15 protein-coding genes are annotated in these 13805 nt (G+C 65.8%); 6 read left to right on the forward strand and 9 right to left on the reverse strand.

Features of this window, described 5'->3' with window-relative positions; translation table 11 throughout:
- Positions 1-384: a PaaI family thioesterase gene (locus GQY20_RS09260; protein WP_157216751.1), complete on the forward strand. Its 384-nt coding sequence runs from the start codon at positions 1-3 to the stop codon at positions 382-384.
- An 83-nt stretch (positions 385-467) separates the two neighbouring features.
- On the opposite strand, the gene GQY20_RS09265 is transcribed toward GQY20_RS09260, so the two are convergent.
- Entirely contained in the window at positions 468-752 is a 285-nt protein-coding gene (locus GQY20_RS09265; protein WP_157216752.1) for a DUF3297 family protein, read from the reverse strand.
- A gap of 107 nt (positions 753-859) precedes the next feature.
- On the opposite strand from GQY20_RS09265, the gene GQY20_RS09270 reads away from it, so the two are divergent.
- Positions 860-1258, forward strand: coding sequence for an EVE domain-containing protein (locus GQY20_RS09270; RefSeq protein WP_157216753.1), 399 nt, complete (start codon positions 860-862; stop codon positions 1256-1258).
- A gap of 70 nt (positions 1259-1328) precedes the next feature.
- Here the strand turns inward: GQY20_RS09270 and GQY20_RS09275 are convergent, their stop codons facing one another.
- The 6 genes from GQY20_RS09275 to GQY20_RS09300 all read right to left on the reverse strand — a co-directional run bounded on the left by GQY20_RS09275 (position 1329) and on the right by GQY20_RS09300 (position 7325).
- Positions 1329-1733, reverse strand: coding sequence for a hypothetical protein (locus tag GQY20_RS09275; protein WP_157216754.1), 405 nt, complete (start codon positions 1731-1733; stop codon positions 1329-1331).
- A gap of 149 nt (positions 1734-1882) precedes the next feature.
- A complete protein-coding gene (locus GQY20_RS09280; RefSeq protein ID WP_157216755.1) occupies positions 1883-3361 on the reverse strand; it encodes an aldehyde dehydrogenase in 1479 nt (492 codons plus the stop codon).
- 140 nt (positions 3362-3501) lie between these two features.
- On the reverse strand, positions 3502-3912 hold the full coding sequence (locus GQY20_RS09285; RefSeq protein WP_332836085.1) for a type II toxin-antitoxin system VapC family toxin: 411 nt from the start codon (positions 3910-3912) through the stop codon (positions 3502-3504).
- The gene (locus tag GQY20_RS09290) at positions 3909-4238 is read right to left on the reverse strand and encodes a hypothetical protein (protein ID WP_198350885.1); all 330 of its coding nucleotides are present in this window, start codon (positions 4236-4238) and stop codon (positions 3909-3911) included. The genes GQY20_RS09285 and GQY20_RS09290 overlap by 4 nt, the downstream gene beginning before the upstream one ends.
- A gap of 11 nt (positions 4239-4249) precedes the next feature.
- On the reverse strand, positions 4250-6070 hold the full coding sequence (typA, locus tag GQY20_RS09295) for a translational GTPase TypA (RefSeq protein WP_157216757.1): 1821 nt from the start codon (positions 6068-6070) through the stop codon (positions 4250-4252).
- Between the two features lie 124 nt (positions 6071-6194).
- Positions 6195-7325 (reverse strand): nucleotidyltransferase family protein, encoded by a 1131-nt coding sequence (locus GQY20_RS09300; RefSeq protein ID WP_157216758.1) that lies wholly within the window; start codon positions 7323-7325, stop codon positions 6195-6197.
- Positions 7326-7632: 307 nt separating this feature from the next.
- On the opposite strand from GQY20_RS09300, the gene GQY20_RS09305 reads away from it, so the two are divergent.
- On the forward strand, positions 7633-9417 hold the full coding sequence (locus GQY20_RS09305) for an ATP-binding cassette domain-containing protein (protein WP_157216759.1): 1785 nt from the start codon (positions 7633-7635) through the stop codon (positions 9415-9417).
- Positions 9418-9477: 60 nt separating this feature from the next.
- On the opposite strand, the gene GQY20_RS09310 is transcribed toward GQY20_RS09305, so the two are convergent.
- Both GQY20_RS09310 and GQY20_RS09315 read right to left on the reverse strand, forming a co-directional pair.
- Positions 9478-10233, reverse strand: a complete 756-nt coding sequence (locus GQY20_RS09310) for a hypothetical protein (RefSeq protein ID WP_157216760.1) — start codon at positions 10231-10233, stop codon at positions 9478-9480.
- On the reverse strand, positions 10230-10712 hold the full coding sequence (locus GQY20_RS09315; RefSeq protein WP_157216761.1) for a hypothetical protein: 483 nt from the start codon (positions 10710-10712) through the stop codon (positions 10230-10232). The genes GQY20_RS09310 and GQY20_RS09315 overlap by 4 nt, the downstream gene beginning before the upstream one ends.
- A 320-nt stretch (positions 10713-11032) precedes the next feature.
- On the opposite strand from GQY20_RS09315, the gene GQY20_RS09320 reads away from it, so the two are divergent.
- The 3 genes from GQY20_RS09320 to GQY20_RS09330 all read left to right on the forward strand — a co-directional run bounded on the left by GQY20_RS09320 (position 11033) and on the right by GQY20_RS09330 (position 13728).
- Positions 11033-11647, forward strand: coding sequence for a TetR/AcrR family transcriptional regulator (locus GQY20_RS09320; protein WP_157216762.1), 615 nt, complete (start codon positions 11033-11035; stop codon positions 11645-11647).
- Positions 11648-12061: 414 nt separating this feature from the next.
- Positions 12062-12457 (forward strand): hypothetical protein, encoded by a 396-nt coding sequence (locus GQY20_RS09325; protein ID WP_157216763.1) that lies wholly within the window; start codon positions 12062-12064, stop codon positions 12455-12457.
- Positions 12454-13728: an efflux RND transporter periplasmic adaptor subunit gene (locus tag GQY20_RS09330; protein ID WP_157216764.1), complete on the forward strand. Its 1275-nt coding sequence runs from the start codon at positions 12454-12456 to the stop codon at positions 13726-13728. Before GQY20_RS09325 ends, GQY20_RS09330 begins: the two co-directional genes overlap by 4 nt.
- Positions 13729-13805: the final 77 nt, after the last annotated feature.

Here is a 13805-nt window from a genome sequence, read left to right on the forward strand (position 1 = left end):
ATGGCCGAGCTCCCTCCCTATGCGAAGCTGCTCGGCGTCCGGCTGGACCATGAGCATGGCCAGCCACTGCTCGTCCTGCCGCATGCCAGCCATCTGATCGGCCGTCCCGGCTTCATGCACGGCGGAGCCATTGCAGGCCTGCTGGAACTCGCCGGTTTCGCCGCCATCCGCCACGCGCTCGGCGGATCGGACGGTCCGCGCATCAAGCCGATCAATGTCACCGTCGATTATATGCGGGGCGGGCGGCTGATCGAGACGCGCGCTGCGGCGCGGGTGACCCGGCTCGGCCGGCGCGTTGCCAATGTCGAAGCGGAGGCCTGGCAAGAGGATCGCGGCAAGCTGATCGCCACCGCCAAGCTCAACCTGATGCTGGACCGCGGCTGAGTCGATCAGCGGTGCAGCGCCAGGAAGGGAGAAGCCCTCACCCAGACCTTCTTCCGCGAGCGGGAGAAGGCCAAAAGGCCCACCTATTCCTTCGAAGCGATGTCTTCGAAATAGGGTTCGACCGGGCCACTGAGCTTGATGCAGAGCGGGTTGCCTTTCCGATCGACGGTCTTGCCGACCATCACGCGGATCCAGCCTTCCGAGATGCAATATTCCTCGACATTGGTCTTCTCGGACCCCTTGAAGCGGATGCCGATGCCGCGCGAGAGGATCTGCGGATCGTAGAAGGGGCTCTTCGGGTTCATCGAGAGCCGATCGGGCGGCGTGTCCGCGGCAGGGGCGCCGCTCTCTTCGGTAGTGTCGGTCATGCGCGCGCCCTGCCCCAACTGGCGCGACTTTTCCAGCGAAAGCGCAAAGCGCTTCACAAGCGTCTAGCTGCCGGGCAGGATTGCGGCCTGCGACGGGAGGGCGATGCATGGCCTATTGGCTGATGAAATCCGAACCGGATTCCTATTCGTGGGATGATCTGGTGCGCGACAAGGCGACGGAGTGGGATGGCGTGCGCAATCCGCAAGCGGCGATCAACCTGCGCGCCATGGCGGTCGGCGATCGCGCCTTCTTCTACCACAGTGGCGACGAGAAGGCGGCGGTGGGGATCATGGAAATCGGCCGCACCGCAAAGCCGGACGGCCCAGACGGCAAATGGTCGTCCGTGGCGGTGAAGCCGGTCGAGCCGCTGGCGAAACCTGTCACGCTCAGGGCCATGAAGGCGAATAGCGCGCTCGCCGAGATGAAGATGATCCGCCAGTCGCGGCTTTCCGTCTCGCCGGTCAGCGACGCGGAATGGGCGGCCATTCTCGCCATGGCCAAATGAGAAGCCGACCCGCCCGAGGGAGGGCGAGCCGGCTTCGCTCATTCAAGACAGTGGGAACGTCGAGCAGCGATCAGTAGCACTCGCGGCTCCAGACATAACGTCCGATATACGGATCCCAGACGCGACGGGAGTAACAGTCGTCGGCGTAGCCATAGCCGTCATAATAGCCGTCGCGATAATAGCCGCCATAATAAGGCCGGTTGTTCGACGCGATCACCGCGCCGAGCGCAAGACCCGCAACGCCGGCACCGAGGATGGCGCCGGTATGATCGCGATAATAGCCGCCGCGATAACCGCCCCAGCCGCCACGGTAGCCACCCCAGCCGCCATGCCAACCGCCGCCGCCATGCCAGCCTCCGCCACCGTGCCAACCGCCGCCGCCGTGCCAGCCGCGTGCGGAAGCCGGCGCTGCCGCAGTAGCGATGGTCGCGCCGGCTACGAGCGCGGCCACGGTCGTCTTCATGAACCTATTCATTGCTCGCTCCTTCGGCCCCTCGTTCGCATGGCATCCCATGCTTGAGTCGGGACACTAGCGTTCCCACCCTTAATCCTGTGGGAACGATATATTCATAGGGCGTTCAACGGATAAGGGCGGCGGCCCGTTCCCTGGTCGTCAGGCCCGGCTCACGCCGCATCGTCGAGGAAGACGGTCTTCGCCTCGAGATAGGGAAGCAGCCCCTCGACCCCGCCTTCGCGGCCCACGCCCGATTGTTTGTAACCGCCGAAAGTCACGCTCGTATCGACGCGGAACTGGTTCTGCGAAACATTGCCGGTGCGCATGCGCCGCGCAAAGGCATAGGCACGATCCCGGTCGTGAGTCAGCACGGCGCCGTTGAGCCCGTAGATCGACTCGTTGGCAATACGCACCGCATCCTCCTCGTCCTCCACCGGAATGAGGCTGATCACCGGGCCGAAGATCTCCTCCTGCGCGATCGTCATAGCGTTGTCGACGCCGACGAACAGCGTCGGCTCGACATAGAAACCGCGATTGAGCCCGGCCGGGCGGCCGCCACCGGCGGCGAGCCGTGCGCCTTCCGCCTTGCCCTTCTCGATATAGCCCAGCACCCGATCGAGCTGCCGCCCCATCGCCAGCGGGCCGAGATTGGAAGCCGGATCATAAGGATTGCCGGCCTTCAGCGCGGACATGGCAGCCGCGAAGCCATCGGCGAACTCGTCATGCCGGCGGCGCGGCACGACGACGCGGGTCAGCGCGGCGCAGACCTGGCCGCTCATCAGGCAGATGCTGCCGGTCAGGCCCTGCACCGCCTCCTCGACGGGCATGTCGTCGAGCACGATCGCCGCCGACTTGCCGCCCAGCTCCATGGTGAAGCGTGCCATGCGCTCGCCGCAGATCGAGGCGATCTTGCGTCCCGCAACGGACGATCCGGTGAAGCTCACCTTGTCGATCGTCGGATTGCGGACGAGATGCTCGGACGCGGGGCGATCCGCGGTGACGAGATTGAGCACGCCCGCCGGCAGGCCGATCTCCTCGGCGATCTCGGCAATCACATAGGCGTCGAGCGGCGCCTCGGGCGAGGCCTTGAGCACTACGGTGCAGCCGGCGAGCAATGCCGGCGCGACCTTGAGGCTGGCCAGACTCAGCGGCCCGTTCCACGGCACGATCGCCGCAACGACGCCGACCGGCTCGCGCACGATCAGCGCGGTGCCGCCGCCATAGCCGGGCGTATGCTGCTCCTCGAATGCGAAGGTGCCGGCAATGTCGGCATATTGGTTGAAGATCCCGGCCGCGCCATGTGCGCTGAACTGGCCCATGGCGTGGAGGATGCCCACCTGCTGCGTCCAGGCATGGCCGAGCGCCTCGGCACGCGCCGCCAGCCCGGCGGCGATGCGGCGCAGATAGTCGGCGCGCTCGGCATGGCTGAGCTTCGGCCAGGGGCCGTTGTCGAACGCCTCGCGCGCCGCGTCGGCGGCACGGTCCATGTCCGGCTCGGTCGCCTCGGCGATCCTGAGATAGGCCTCCTCCGTCATCGGCGAGACCATGTCGAACGCGCCGCCCTTCGCCGGCGCGACCCACTGGCCGCCGATGAACAGCTTGTCGGGATGGCGAAGCGCGAGCAACGAAGCGAAATCGGCGGGATTCATGGGGACGTCCTCTCCTTGGATCGGAGGCGACGTCTACCATCGGCACCAGCCCGGCGAAACCGCCGTTGACAGGCTGTCGCGCCTTTTATGGCGCGATTTCGTACGCGGTATCAAACGAAGATCGGCGCGTCCGGCGCCGGTCATTCCCAAGGATTGATCAATGCCAGTCCGGTGGTTTGAAAATCCGGCACGTTGCGCGTTGCGAGGGTGCAATCATGTTGCTGAGCAATCGCCGCGATTTGCGCATCCGGCACCGACATGGGCCTTCCGGCGCGACGCGCTTTGCCCAGTATCTCTCCATATAGCATGGCCGTTGCTGCCGTGAACGCATGGGTGCGCCCAGCGAAATGCAGCCGCCATTCGGCGATCTGCTCGCCGAGCCGCTGCTTACGTGCGCCGGCCTCCAGCTTGGCAACACCATAGGCCAGCTCGCCGATCGCGATCGAAGCTAGGACGCATTCCTCCTCATGGCGGAGAAACCAATGCTCGACCACGGCGTCCGGCGTCGGCTTCATCAATTCCGACATCACATTGGTATCGAGTAGAATCAGAGCGCGACACCGTCGTGAGACGTGCGATTATCCTCGATCAGCGCTTCAAGATCGACATCTTCCACCGCCAACACCCTGAGACGCTTAAGAAAGGCCGAAGCGCTCGGTTCGGGATGGCGCTTTGCATATTCAGTAAGCGCATCTTCGACGATCGCATGGATCGGCCGTCTCTCCAGTCGGGAGAGACGATGAGCCAAGTCCCTCGCGCGGGCCGATCGAACGGAAAGCTGCGGCGCTGTCATGCAGGCAAGATAGGCGCCTGATGGCATGATGGCAACGGCGCCGCACCGACGCTCCCGGACAGCGCTCCACTTTCCGGAGCGCATGTCCAATCCGCTCAGGCCGCCTTGGCGCGGCTGGCGCGCTTGCGCTCGTGCGGATCGAGGTGGCGCTTGCGCAGGCGGATCGACTTCGGCGTCACCTCCACCAGCTCGTCATCGTCGATATAGGCGATCGCCTGCTCGAGCGTCAGACGGCGCGGCGGGGTGAGGCGGATCGCGTCATCCTTGCCGCCCGAGGCGCGGAAGTTGGTGAGCTGCTTCGCCTTCATCGGATTGACCTCGAGGTCGTCCGTCTTGGCGTTCTCGCCGATGATCATGCCTTCATAGAGCGGCTCGCCCGGCTCGACCATCAGCACGCCGCGCTCCTCGAGCGGACCGAGCGCATAGGCATTTGCCTCGCCCGCACCGTTGGAGATCAGCACGCCATTCTTGCGGCCTTCGATATTGCCCTTGTGGGGGCCATATTTCTCGAACAGCCGGTTCATGATGCCGGTGCCGCGCGTGTCCGACAGGAACTCGCCATGATAGCCGATCAGCCCGCGCGACGGCGCGGAGAAGGTGATGCGGGTCTTGCCGCCGCCCGAGGGCCGCATGTCGGTGAGCTCGGCCTTGCGGATCGACATCTTCTCGACGACCGTGCCCGAATATTCGTCGTCGACGTCGATCACCACCGTCTCATAGGGCTCGGTCCGGCCGCCATTCTCGTCCTCGCCGAACAGCACGCGCGGGCGGCTGATGCCGAGCTCGAAGCCCTCGCGGCGCATCGTCTCGATCAGCACGCCGAGCTGGAGCTCGCCGCGACCCGCGACTTCGAAGCTGTCGCGGTCGGCCGCTTCGGTCACCTTGATCGCGACATTGCTTTCCGCCTCGCGCAGCAGCCGGTCGCGGATCATGCGGCTCGTTACCTTCGTGCCCTCGCGTCCCGCCATCGGCGAATCATTGACCGCGAAGCGCATCGACAGCGTCGGCGGGTCGATCGGCTGCGCGTGCAGCGGATCGCTGACGCTCGGATCGGCGATGGTGTTAGCGACGGTCGCGACCGTCAGGCCCGCGATCGAGATGATGTCGCCGGCCTTGGCTTCGTCGACCGGCACGCGCTCCAGCCCGCGGAACGCGAAGATCTTCGAGGCGCGGCCGCTCTCCACCACCGCACCCGAACCGTCGAGCGCGTGGATCTGCTGATTGACCTTCACGACACCGGAGGCGACCCGGCCGGTAAGGATGCGGCCGAGGAAATTGTCGCGATCGAGCAGCGTGACGAGAAATTTGAACGGACCATCCTGGTCCAGCGCCGGCGGCGGCACATGATCGACGATCTTCTGGAACAGCGGGTGCAGCGTGCCCTCGCGTGCTTCGGGATCGTCGCTCGCATAGCCGTTGCGGCCCGAGGCGAAGAGCACCGGGAAATCGAGCTGCTCGTCATTGGCATCGAGGCTCACGAACAGGTCGAACACCTCGTCCAGCACCTCCTGCGCGCGCGCATCGGAGCGGTCGATCTTGTTGACCACGACGATCGGCCTGAGGCCGAGCGCCAGCGCCTTGCCGGTGACGAACTTGGTCTGCGGCATCGCGCCTTCGGACGAATCCACCAGCAGGATCACGCCATCGACCATCGAGAGGATACGCTCCACCTCGCCGCCGAAATCGGCGTGGCCGGGGGTGTCGACGATGTTGATCCGTGTGCCTTCCCACTCGATCGAGGTGCATTTCGCGAGGATGGTGATGCCCCGCTCCTTCTCGAGGTCGTTCGAATCCATCGCGCGCTCTTCGATGCGCTGATTGTCGCGGAACGTACCCGACTGGCGGAAAAGCTGGTCGACCAGCGTGGTTTTGCCATGATCGACATGCGCGATGATGGCCACGTTGCGGAGGCTCATTCGAAACGGGTCCTGTCAGGATGAGGGATTTGGCCGCGCGCATAGCCTTATTGGTGCGTTGCGGCAAGGGCGGCGCGTTTCAACGGCCCCTATCACGCTTCCCTCAGGCAGGCCCGACCCGGGTTCAACGCCGCCAATGAGCCCGCGGAAGACGGCGCACGGCTTCGGCGATCATCGAGCGATCGCCCGCGATACCCCAGCGGGTGCGCAGCCAGCGCAGGAAGCCGACCGCGCCATGCCGTCCGGTCACGCTACGCCGGTAGAGCAGCCAGAGGAAACGCAGTCGATCGCGCAGCGCGGTGGACGTCAGCCCCGTCGCGCGAATCCGGAAATATGCCTCGTCGGCCGCTTCCATCGGTTCGTCGGCCAGTTGCCGGATCGCGTCCTCGGGCACGGCGATGCCGATCTCGTCGCGCAGATAGCCGAGGCAGGCAGCCACCGGCCAAGCCGCCCGCCGCCGCCGCGCCTCGCCGATCAACACCGTCCAATCGGGCGTGCCATGCGCGACGATGCGGCCGGCATCGACGATCCAGCGGATGGGTAGCACGTCATTGGGCATGCAGCCGTGAAGGCAGGCGTGGAGCAGATGATCGGCATCGCTCAGGGTCAGGGCGCTCGCCTTGCCCACGGCGAATGGCCGCGCGCGCGCCCAGAAGCCGTCGTCGGCACCGGGCCATGGCGTCGCCGCGACGATCGAGCGATGCAGGTCGATCTCATAGGGATCGCTGTCGCGGCTCATGCCGTGGGCGTGAAAGGCCGGGGAATGGGCGCTCGCAATCTGCGGCTGGATGGCGCGGAACCCTTCAGCCTCCAGCAGCGCCAGCACCGCCGACCAATCGCCCGGCCGGATCGCTATGTCGAGATCGCCGGCCGGACGATGCGCCGGATCGTCATAATAGAGCCGGGCAAGCGCATAACCCTTGGTGACCAGCGGGGCGATGCCGCGCGCGGAGATTTGCCCAATCACGCGCTGTACGAAATGCTGATAGGCCAGCATGTCCATCGCGGCGCGCCGGCGCACGGCGGCGATGCGCCGGCTTCCCGGAGGGTCCGCGGCGGCCAGCCAAGCCGAGCGGGCGGCAAACGGCAGCAGCCGCTCTATCCCCCGATTGGCCTGTCCGGCGAGGGCGCGGCCGGCGAGCGCGAGCGCCGCCTCGCTCGGCGGCGCGATCTCCAGCACAGCACGCAGCAGATCGCGGGTGGCGAGATCCGGCTGCGGCAGGCCGAGCGAGGCAAGGTCGCGATAGGAGGCCATGGCGCGACGCGTCCTCAAGCCGCGAGCGACGTCGCGAAACGAACCATCATGACCCCGTTCCCAATAGTGCCCCCCGAAGCCGGATTGATCTGCCGACCACCAAGCGAACAGCCTCGCCTTCGGCACGAAAATCCGGTACGCATCCTGCCCCAAATGCTATGAACGATTGCGCAGCCTGAAAAGGGGAACATGCCATCATCATGCGCATCCGCCGCATTATTCCCGTCCGCAATGGAGAAACCATGCACGGCGCGGCGCCCGACACCTTAGCCGCGGGGACGAGACCATCCGATAGCGGGGCCGCCGCGTGACGGCGAGAGGCACGGGACTGACCAGCCTCGCCGCGCTGTTCTGGCGCATCGCCGATCCGGACAGCCGCCGCGCGCTGATCGGGCTGATCGCGCTTTCGGTGCTCGTCGCCCTGCTCGAGCTGGCGCTGCTGGCCGGCATCTTCGGGTTTATCCGCATCCTCATCCATCCCGGCGGCATGCTTCCGCTGATCGGTCTCCGGCTCGACGAGTCCGCGCTGCCGCTCGCTGCCGCGGGACTGCTCGGCATCAGCCTGGTCCGCGCGCTGCTCCAATATCGGCTGATCGTATCGCGCAACGCGCTGATGTCGCTCTGGGCCACCGCGCTGCTGCGGCGCCTCTTCTCGCTCCAGCTCGACATGCCGTGGACCAGCGCCGGTGCGCGCGACGTCGCGCGATCGGCGACGCTGATGACCGACGATCTGCGCGCCACCTTCCGCCACGTGCTCGCACCCTCGCTCGAGATCGCGACCGATGCGGCGGTGGCGCTGTTCATCATCGGCGGATTGCTCGCTTATGATCCGCTGCTCGCCATCGGCCTCGGCGCGACCTTCCTCGGCAGCAGCCGGGCGATGGCGTGGCTGGAGAAGCGGATCATGGCCGCCGCGATGCGTGCCGGCGCCGGGCGCGACGTGATGCCCGAGATATTGTCGCTCACCGCGCTCGCCCTCTCCTCGCTGAAGGAGGTGCGGGTGATGGGCCGCGTGCCGGGCTTTCGCGCGAAGATGCGCGGCGTCGCCATCCGCTATGGCCGGGCGATCGGACATGAGGGGATGCGCGGCATGCTCTCGCGCTCGGGCAACGAGGCGGCGCTGTTCCTCGCCCTGTTCGCCGCGATGCTGTTCACCGTGCATATGGGCCATGCCGGCGCCGGGCTGCTCCCTACCTTCGCGCTGTTCGGCTCCGGCGGCTGGCGGCTGCTGCCGGTGTTCAACCGGATCACGCGCGCCGCCGCGGAGGTACGCGAGAATGCGGACGGCGCCTTTGCGGCGCTGACCGCGATCGATGCCGCCGATCCGGGGCCAGGACGCCACTTCGCCGGCATGACCGGCTTTTCCGACACGATCCGCATCGAAGGGCTCGCCTGCGGCTATGGCGACGGCGTACCGGTGGTGCAGGACGTGCGATGCACCGTCCGCGCCGGCAGCCGGATCGCGATCACCGGCCGTTCGGGCGCGGGCAAGACGACCTTTCTCGACACGCTGCTCGGCCTCCTGCCGCCGCTCGGCGGCACGGTGGCGGTCGACGGGCGGATCCTGCCGCTCGCCGAGGGCGGCCCTTCCTGCTGGGGCCGGCTGGTCGGCTATGTGCCGCAGGATCCGCTGATCGCGAACGAGACATTGCGCGAGAATATGCTGTTCGGCACGCCCTGGCCCGGCGACGACGCGCTCTGGCAGCTGCTCGAAATCGTCGGCCTCGCCGATCTGGTCCGATCCACGCCGCATGGGCTCGACACGCGCATGGGCGAGCGCGGCATGCGCTTTTCGGGCGGGCAACGACAACGGCTGTGCATCGCGCGCGCGCTGATCGGAGATCCGGCGATCCTGATCCTCGACGAAGGCACCGCGCAGATCGACATGGATTCCGAAAGCCGGCTGTTCGCGGCGCTGGAGGCGGCCCGCCCGGGGCTCACCATGCTGGTCGTCACCCACCGGCCCGATACCGCGGCGCGGTGCGACCAGCGCATCCATATCGACGATAGCGGGCGGGCGACGATCGAACAGCCGATCATGGCCCGCCGCACAATCCCAACCTCATCGCGCAGCGACGCTCTGTCACGATAGAGCGCGTATATCGTGAACCGCCACCCTGTCCTGCATCGCGGCGGCCCTGCACGTCCATATCTATTTAGACTCACTGGGAAACGTGGCTGCGGCAAGTGGTGGATTATGCTGCATCGGCGGCAGACCCAGCACTCGCCCCACGAGACTATGATAGACGTTGTCGAACCGTATATCGGGAATCAGCTCCGCCTTGCGTACATTGAAGGCCGCCAATTCCGCAGGTATCGGGTCTGCGTCACCGGGTGGCCGGAGCAGCAAGGCGTCCGTCATGACGATATTCATTAACGTGCCGAAATGCACCAGATCTTCGGAAAGCTTGGCTGCAGCAATCTCCGGGATTGCCGATTTCCCGTCCTCCCGTCCTGTCAGAATCGTGCCGATGTCAACCGTCTCGCCAGCCTTTACATCGAATCCATAGGTGCCGAGCGAGTAAACAGTCACACCGGTTCCGGTAATGATCCACCGTCCTGGATTCACTGGAATCAGATACAGGCTCGTCTTGCCATCGGTCGACAGCAAATTACCTCCGCCAGCGGCTGCGGCATTATACTCCTTGCTACTCAGTCCGTTCAGAACGCCGTCACCCATGATCTTGCCGGTATAGGGATCGAGCCTAGTGAAGCCGACTACCGCCGCAGATCCGGTGGAGCCCACTGCGGGACCCAGCCGAACCAGAATATAGCCCTTTGCCTTATCGAAGACGAGTTCCTTCGACTTCAACGGCTTGTGCGCGTAAGCCATTTCCGTGACTGCGCTCATTGATCCGAGCGCAGCCAGAACCAACAACAGGCGCTTACAGATACCGTGGCGGATCATGGGTCCAGCCTTTCCCCGGCGGGCGTCGGCCCCGATGCAAATATCGCCATACGATCGATCACTTCAGGATCGGGAGCACCCTTGTTGTCGAGGACGATATCGCCTTCCTTTACCAGCAGCTTCCATTCAGCCTGTGGTACCTTGTATCGCGCATAACCGTAGAGCCCCATGCATTTGCGCATGACGGCATTCCGCATGCGGAACCGATCGATCTCGGCAGCTCTCGCATTGATCAGCGCCCCTAGGAGACCCCCGCTGTTACCGGTTCGATCTCGTAATGACAAAATGCCCTTGGCTTGATTGATACAATAGACCAAGTCAGCGCGAGCCACGTCGGGCGAAATACCGTCCAAGTGAAACAAGAAGAATTTGGCCGGATCATCAACTTCGGGAGGCACACTTGCGCTTGGCACTTCCATAGCGCAGATAGGCTGCGGACACATCACAAGAGCTGCAGAGGTAGCTGCAGCCCAGATCATTTTTCTCACCTGAACCCCCGTTCGATAGGTGTAGACACATTCCCGAAATCTTCGGCGGAAGCAAGCGCGTAGGCCGGGAAAAAGGATCCGGTTTCGCAGCAGAGCCGCCCACCTTGTTCTATTCCAGCAATGGTCCGCGATGAAGACCGATGTTGCCAGCCCTGCCTTCAATTCCGGGATGATCCTTTCTTGAGGCGATCGATCTGCGCGAGATGCTAGATGGCCGCCGCAACGCTTCGGGCAGGCCGACGACGTGGCGTACTGGCAAGCCCAAGCCACCAGTGGACGTTCGCTTTCGGCTCACCTATATAACGATCGGTATGAAAAGCAGCGCCGCCTTGACGGCCGTCCGCGGACGGCCCCGTGAATTCGATCCTGACGAGGCGCTTTCGGCCGCGCTCAAGATATTCTGGCGGCGTGGCTATGAGGGCGCCTCGATCACCGAGCTGACCGAGGCGATGGGGATCACCCGGCCCAGCATGTATGCCTGTTTCGGCAATAAGGAGGCACTCTTCCGCAAGGCGCTCGATCTCTACGAGCGCGAGAAGATGTGCTACATGGGTTCGGCGCTGGAAGCCGAGACGGCCCGCGGCGTCGCCGAGCGGCTGCTGCGCGGTGCGCTCGACATCCAGACCAGCGCCAGCGAGCCGAAAGGCTGCCTGGGCGTAATCAGCAGCGTGACCTGTGGTGCCGAGGCGGAATCGATTCGCGGCGAGGTGATCGCCCGCCGCGCCTCCTCCGATGCGGCGCTCGTCCGCCGGCTGGAGCGCGCGCGAGACGAAGGCGACCTGCCCGATACGATCGAGCCGCAGGCGCTGGCCTGCTATCTCTCCACCGTGATTCAGGGCATGGCGGTCCAGGCCGGTGCCGGCGCATCGCGCGAAACGCTGGAGCGACTGGTCGATACGACCCTGGCCTGCTGGCCCGGACGATAAATGTCCATCCTTGGGTTGCCGGAACGACCGGCCATCCCCATCTACGCTCATGGGCGCTTTTCTGCGCCTTTTCGCCTCCGCATCGACGAATAAATACCTAGCGGTACAAAAATCCGGTTGACGCGATGCTGCGGCGCATTATATACCTCTTGGTATGGAATGAAACCGCCGGGCTCAACCGCCCAGGGAGGTGATCATGCTTCGATGTAAGGGTGGGTCCCGACTCACCATCTGACGATCCGCGGCGCCCTTCATGCGGGCACCGTTCATCATGAGCCATTCCGTCCGGCCGGGGCGTCCTGCGCATATGCAGTGACGATCCCATGCGCCGGCTCATCAGAATCACGGCCGGCGCACCGCATGCGCCGTTCGCCGCGCGGGCTGACGCGTCCCGCATGGAAAGGGGTTAGAGCCATGGCATTTCTGGATTTCTCTCAGCCGCTGGCGGGAGCGCCCACCACGATCGCGGCCGCCCGCGCCGAAGGCGAGGATGCGATCGGTTTCGACGCACGCGAATGGCGGATCATCCGCTTCGCGCAGAATGACAGCCTGCGCTCACTGCGCGAGCCGGGCCGCCTCGACCGCCTGTCAGGCCTGCTGTTCGGCAGAAAGCAGAATCCGCGGCTGGCCGACAGCCGGCTGGAGGCGCTGCGCCAGCTCGCCGTCGAAGCCTGGCATCGCGGCTATGCGGTGCCCGTCTCGGCGATCAAGGCCTTCCGCGCGGAAGGGTTCAGCATCGCACAGCTCGAGCTGCTGATGGCGAGCATCGGCGCCACGCGGGATGCGCGCGGCCGGAGGGCCGCCGCATGAACATGCTCACCCGTGTCGAAGCCGTGGGCGAGCAGGGCGCCAGCGCCACGCCCGTGTCCGCCCGCTTTCCCTCGCGACGACGAGCGGCACTGATCCTCGCGCCGCTCGTCCTGGTCGGCGCGATCGGCTGGCGGGTACTGGATCATCCCCAGCCGGCCGCCGCCGCAGCGCAGCCGCCCAGCGTCGGCATCGCCGCCCCGCTGGTGCGCACCGTGACCGAGTGGGACGATTATGTCGGCCGCTTCGCGCCGAGCCAGACGGTGGAGGTGCGCCCGCGCGTCTCCGGCGCCGTCACCGCGATCCACTTCAAGGACGGCGACATCGTGCGGCGCGGTCAGCTGCTCTTCACCATCGACCAGCGGCCCTTCCAGGCCGCGCTGGCCGAGGCGCAGGCGGGCGTCGCCAGCGCGCGCAGCGCGCTGGCGCTCGCGCGATCCGATTATGCCCGCGTCCAGCGGCTGACCGGCGACGAGGCCGTATCCGCCAGCGAAGTCGATTCGCTGCGCGCCAAGCTGCAGGCCGCCCAGGCTGCACTGGCGGCGGCGGAAGCACGGGCGCGGGCGCGGGCGTTGGATTTCGAATTCACCCAGGTTCGCGCGCCGATCGCCGGCCGCATCTCCGACCGGCGGATCGACATCGGCAATCTCGTCTCGGGCGGCGAAGGCAGCTCGGCGACCCTGCTCACCACGATCAACGCGCTCGATCCGATCTACTTCACCTTCGATGCGTCCGAGGCGCTCTACCTCAAGGCGCAGCGCGACCGCGAGGCGGGCAAGGCGGCGAGCGACGTCGAGGTGCGGCTGCAGGACGAGGCGGACTATCGCTGGCGGGGCACGCTCGATTTCACCGACAACGGGCTCGATCCCAAGTCCGGCACGATCCGCGGCCGCGCCACCTTCGCCAACGCCAATCTGTTCCTGACGCCCGGCATGTTCGGCAATATGCGGCTGGCCAATGGCGGCACGACGCATGCGCTGCTGGTGCCGGATGCGTCGATCCAGTCCGACCAGGCGCGCAAGACGGTGCTGGTGGTCGGCAAGGACGGCACGGTCTCGGCCAAGCCGGTCGAGCTCGGTCCGGTGGTCGATAGCCTGCGCATCATCCGCTCCGGCCTTGCCGCAAGCGACCGGGTGATCGTCTCCAACATGCAGTCGGCGACGGCCGGCGCCAAGGTGACGACGCATCTCGAGCGGATCAAGCCCGACGCGGGCGCACCGGATACGCCGGATGCTACGGCGCCGGTCGCGGCGCAGGCGACGTTCGCATCGTAGCGGGGGAAGTTCGGAATGGGCGTCATCCCAGCGAAAGCTGGGATCGCTCCCAACCTCAAGCCGCTCCCGCTTAGAGA

This window comes from Flavisphingomonas formosensis (assembly GCF_009755815.1).
Classification (GTDB): Bacteria; Pseudomonadota; Alphaproteobacteria; order Sphingomonadales; family Sphingomonadaceae; genus Flavisphingomonas; species Flavisphingomonas formosensis.

Bases quoted from the DNA above. Each gene is read 5' to 3' on its own strand.
- GQY20_RS09330 (WP_157216764.1), top strand. From the start codon at position 12,454: ATGAACATGCTCACCCGTGTCGAAGCCGTGGGCGAGCAGGGCGCCAGC.
- GQY20_RS09300 (WP_157216758.1), bottom strand. From the start codon at position 7,325: ATGGCCTCCTATCGCGACCTTGCCTCGCTCGGCCTGCCGCAGCCGGAT.
- GQY20_RS09275 (WP_157216754.1), bottom strand. From the start codon at position 1,733: ATGAATAGGTTCATGAAGACGACCGTGGCCGCGCTCGTAGCCGGCGCG.
- GQY20_RS09310 (WP_157216760.1), bottom strand. From the start codon at position 10,233: ATGATCCGCCACGGTATCTGTAAGCGCCTGTTGTTGGTTCTGGCTGCG.
- GQY20_RS09320 (WP_157216762.1), top strand. From the start codon at position 11,033: ATGAAAAGCAGCGCCGCCTTGACGGCCGTCCGCGGACGGCCCCGTGAA.
- typA (WP_157216757.1), bottom strand. From the start codon at position 6,070: ATGAGCCTCCGCAACGTGGCCATCATCGCGCATGTCGATCATGGCAAA.
- GQY20_RS09280 (WP_157216755.1), bottom strand. From the start codon at position 3,361: ATGAATCCCGCCGATTTCGCTTCGTTGCTCGCGCTTCGCCATCCCGAC.
- GQY20_RS09290 (WP_198350885.1), bottom strand. From the start codon at position 4,238: ATGCGCTCCGGAAAGTGGAGCGCTGTCCGGGAGCGTCGGTGCGGCGCC.
- GQY20_RS09260 (WP_157216751.1), top strand. From the start codon at position 1: ATGGCCGAGCTCCCTCCCTATGCGAAGCTGCTCGGCGTCCGGCTGGAC.
- GQY20_RS09325 (WP_157216763.1), top strand. From the start codon at position 12,062: ATGGCATTTCTGGATTTCTCTCAGCCGCTGGCGGGAGCGCCCACCACG.
- GQY20_RS09270 (WP_157216753.1), top strand. From the start codon at position 860: ATGGCCTATTGGCTGATGAAATCCGAACCGGATTCCTATTCGTGGGAT.
- GQY20_RS09265 (WP_157216752.1), bottom strand. From the start codon at position 752: ATGACCGACACTACCGAAGAGAGCGGCGCCCCTGCCGCGGACACGCCG.
- GQY20_RS09315 (WP_157216761.1), bottom strand. From the start codon at position 10,712: ATGATCTGGGCTGCAGCTACCTCTGCAGCTCTTGTGATGTGTCCGCAG.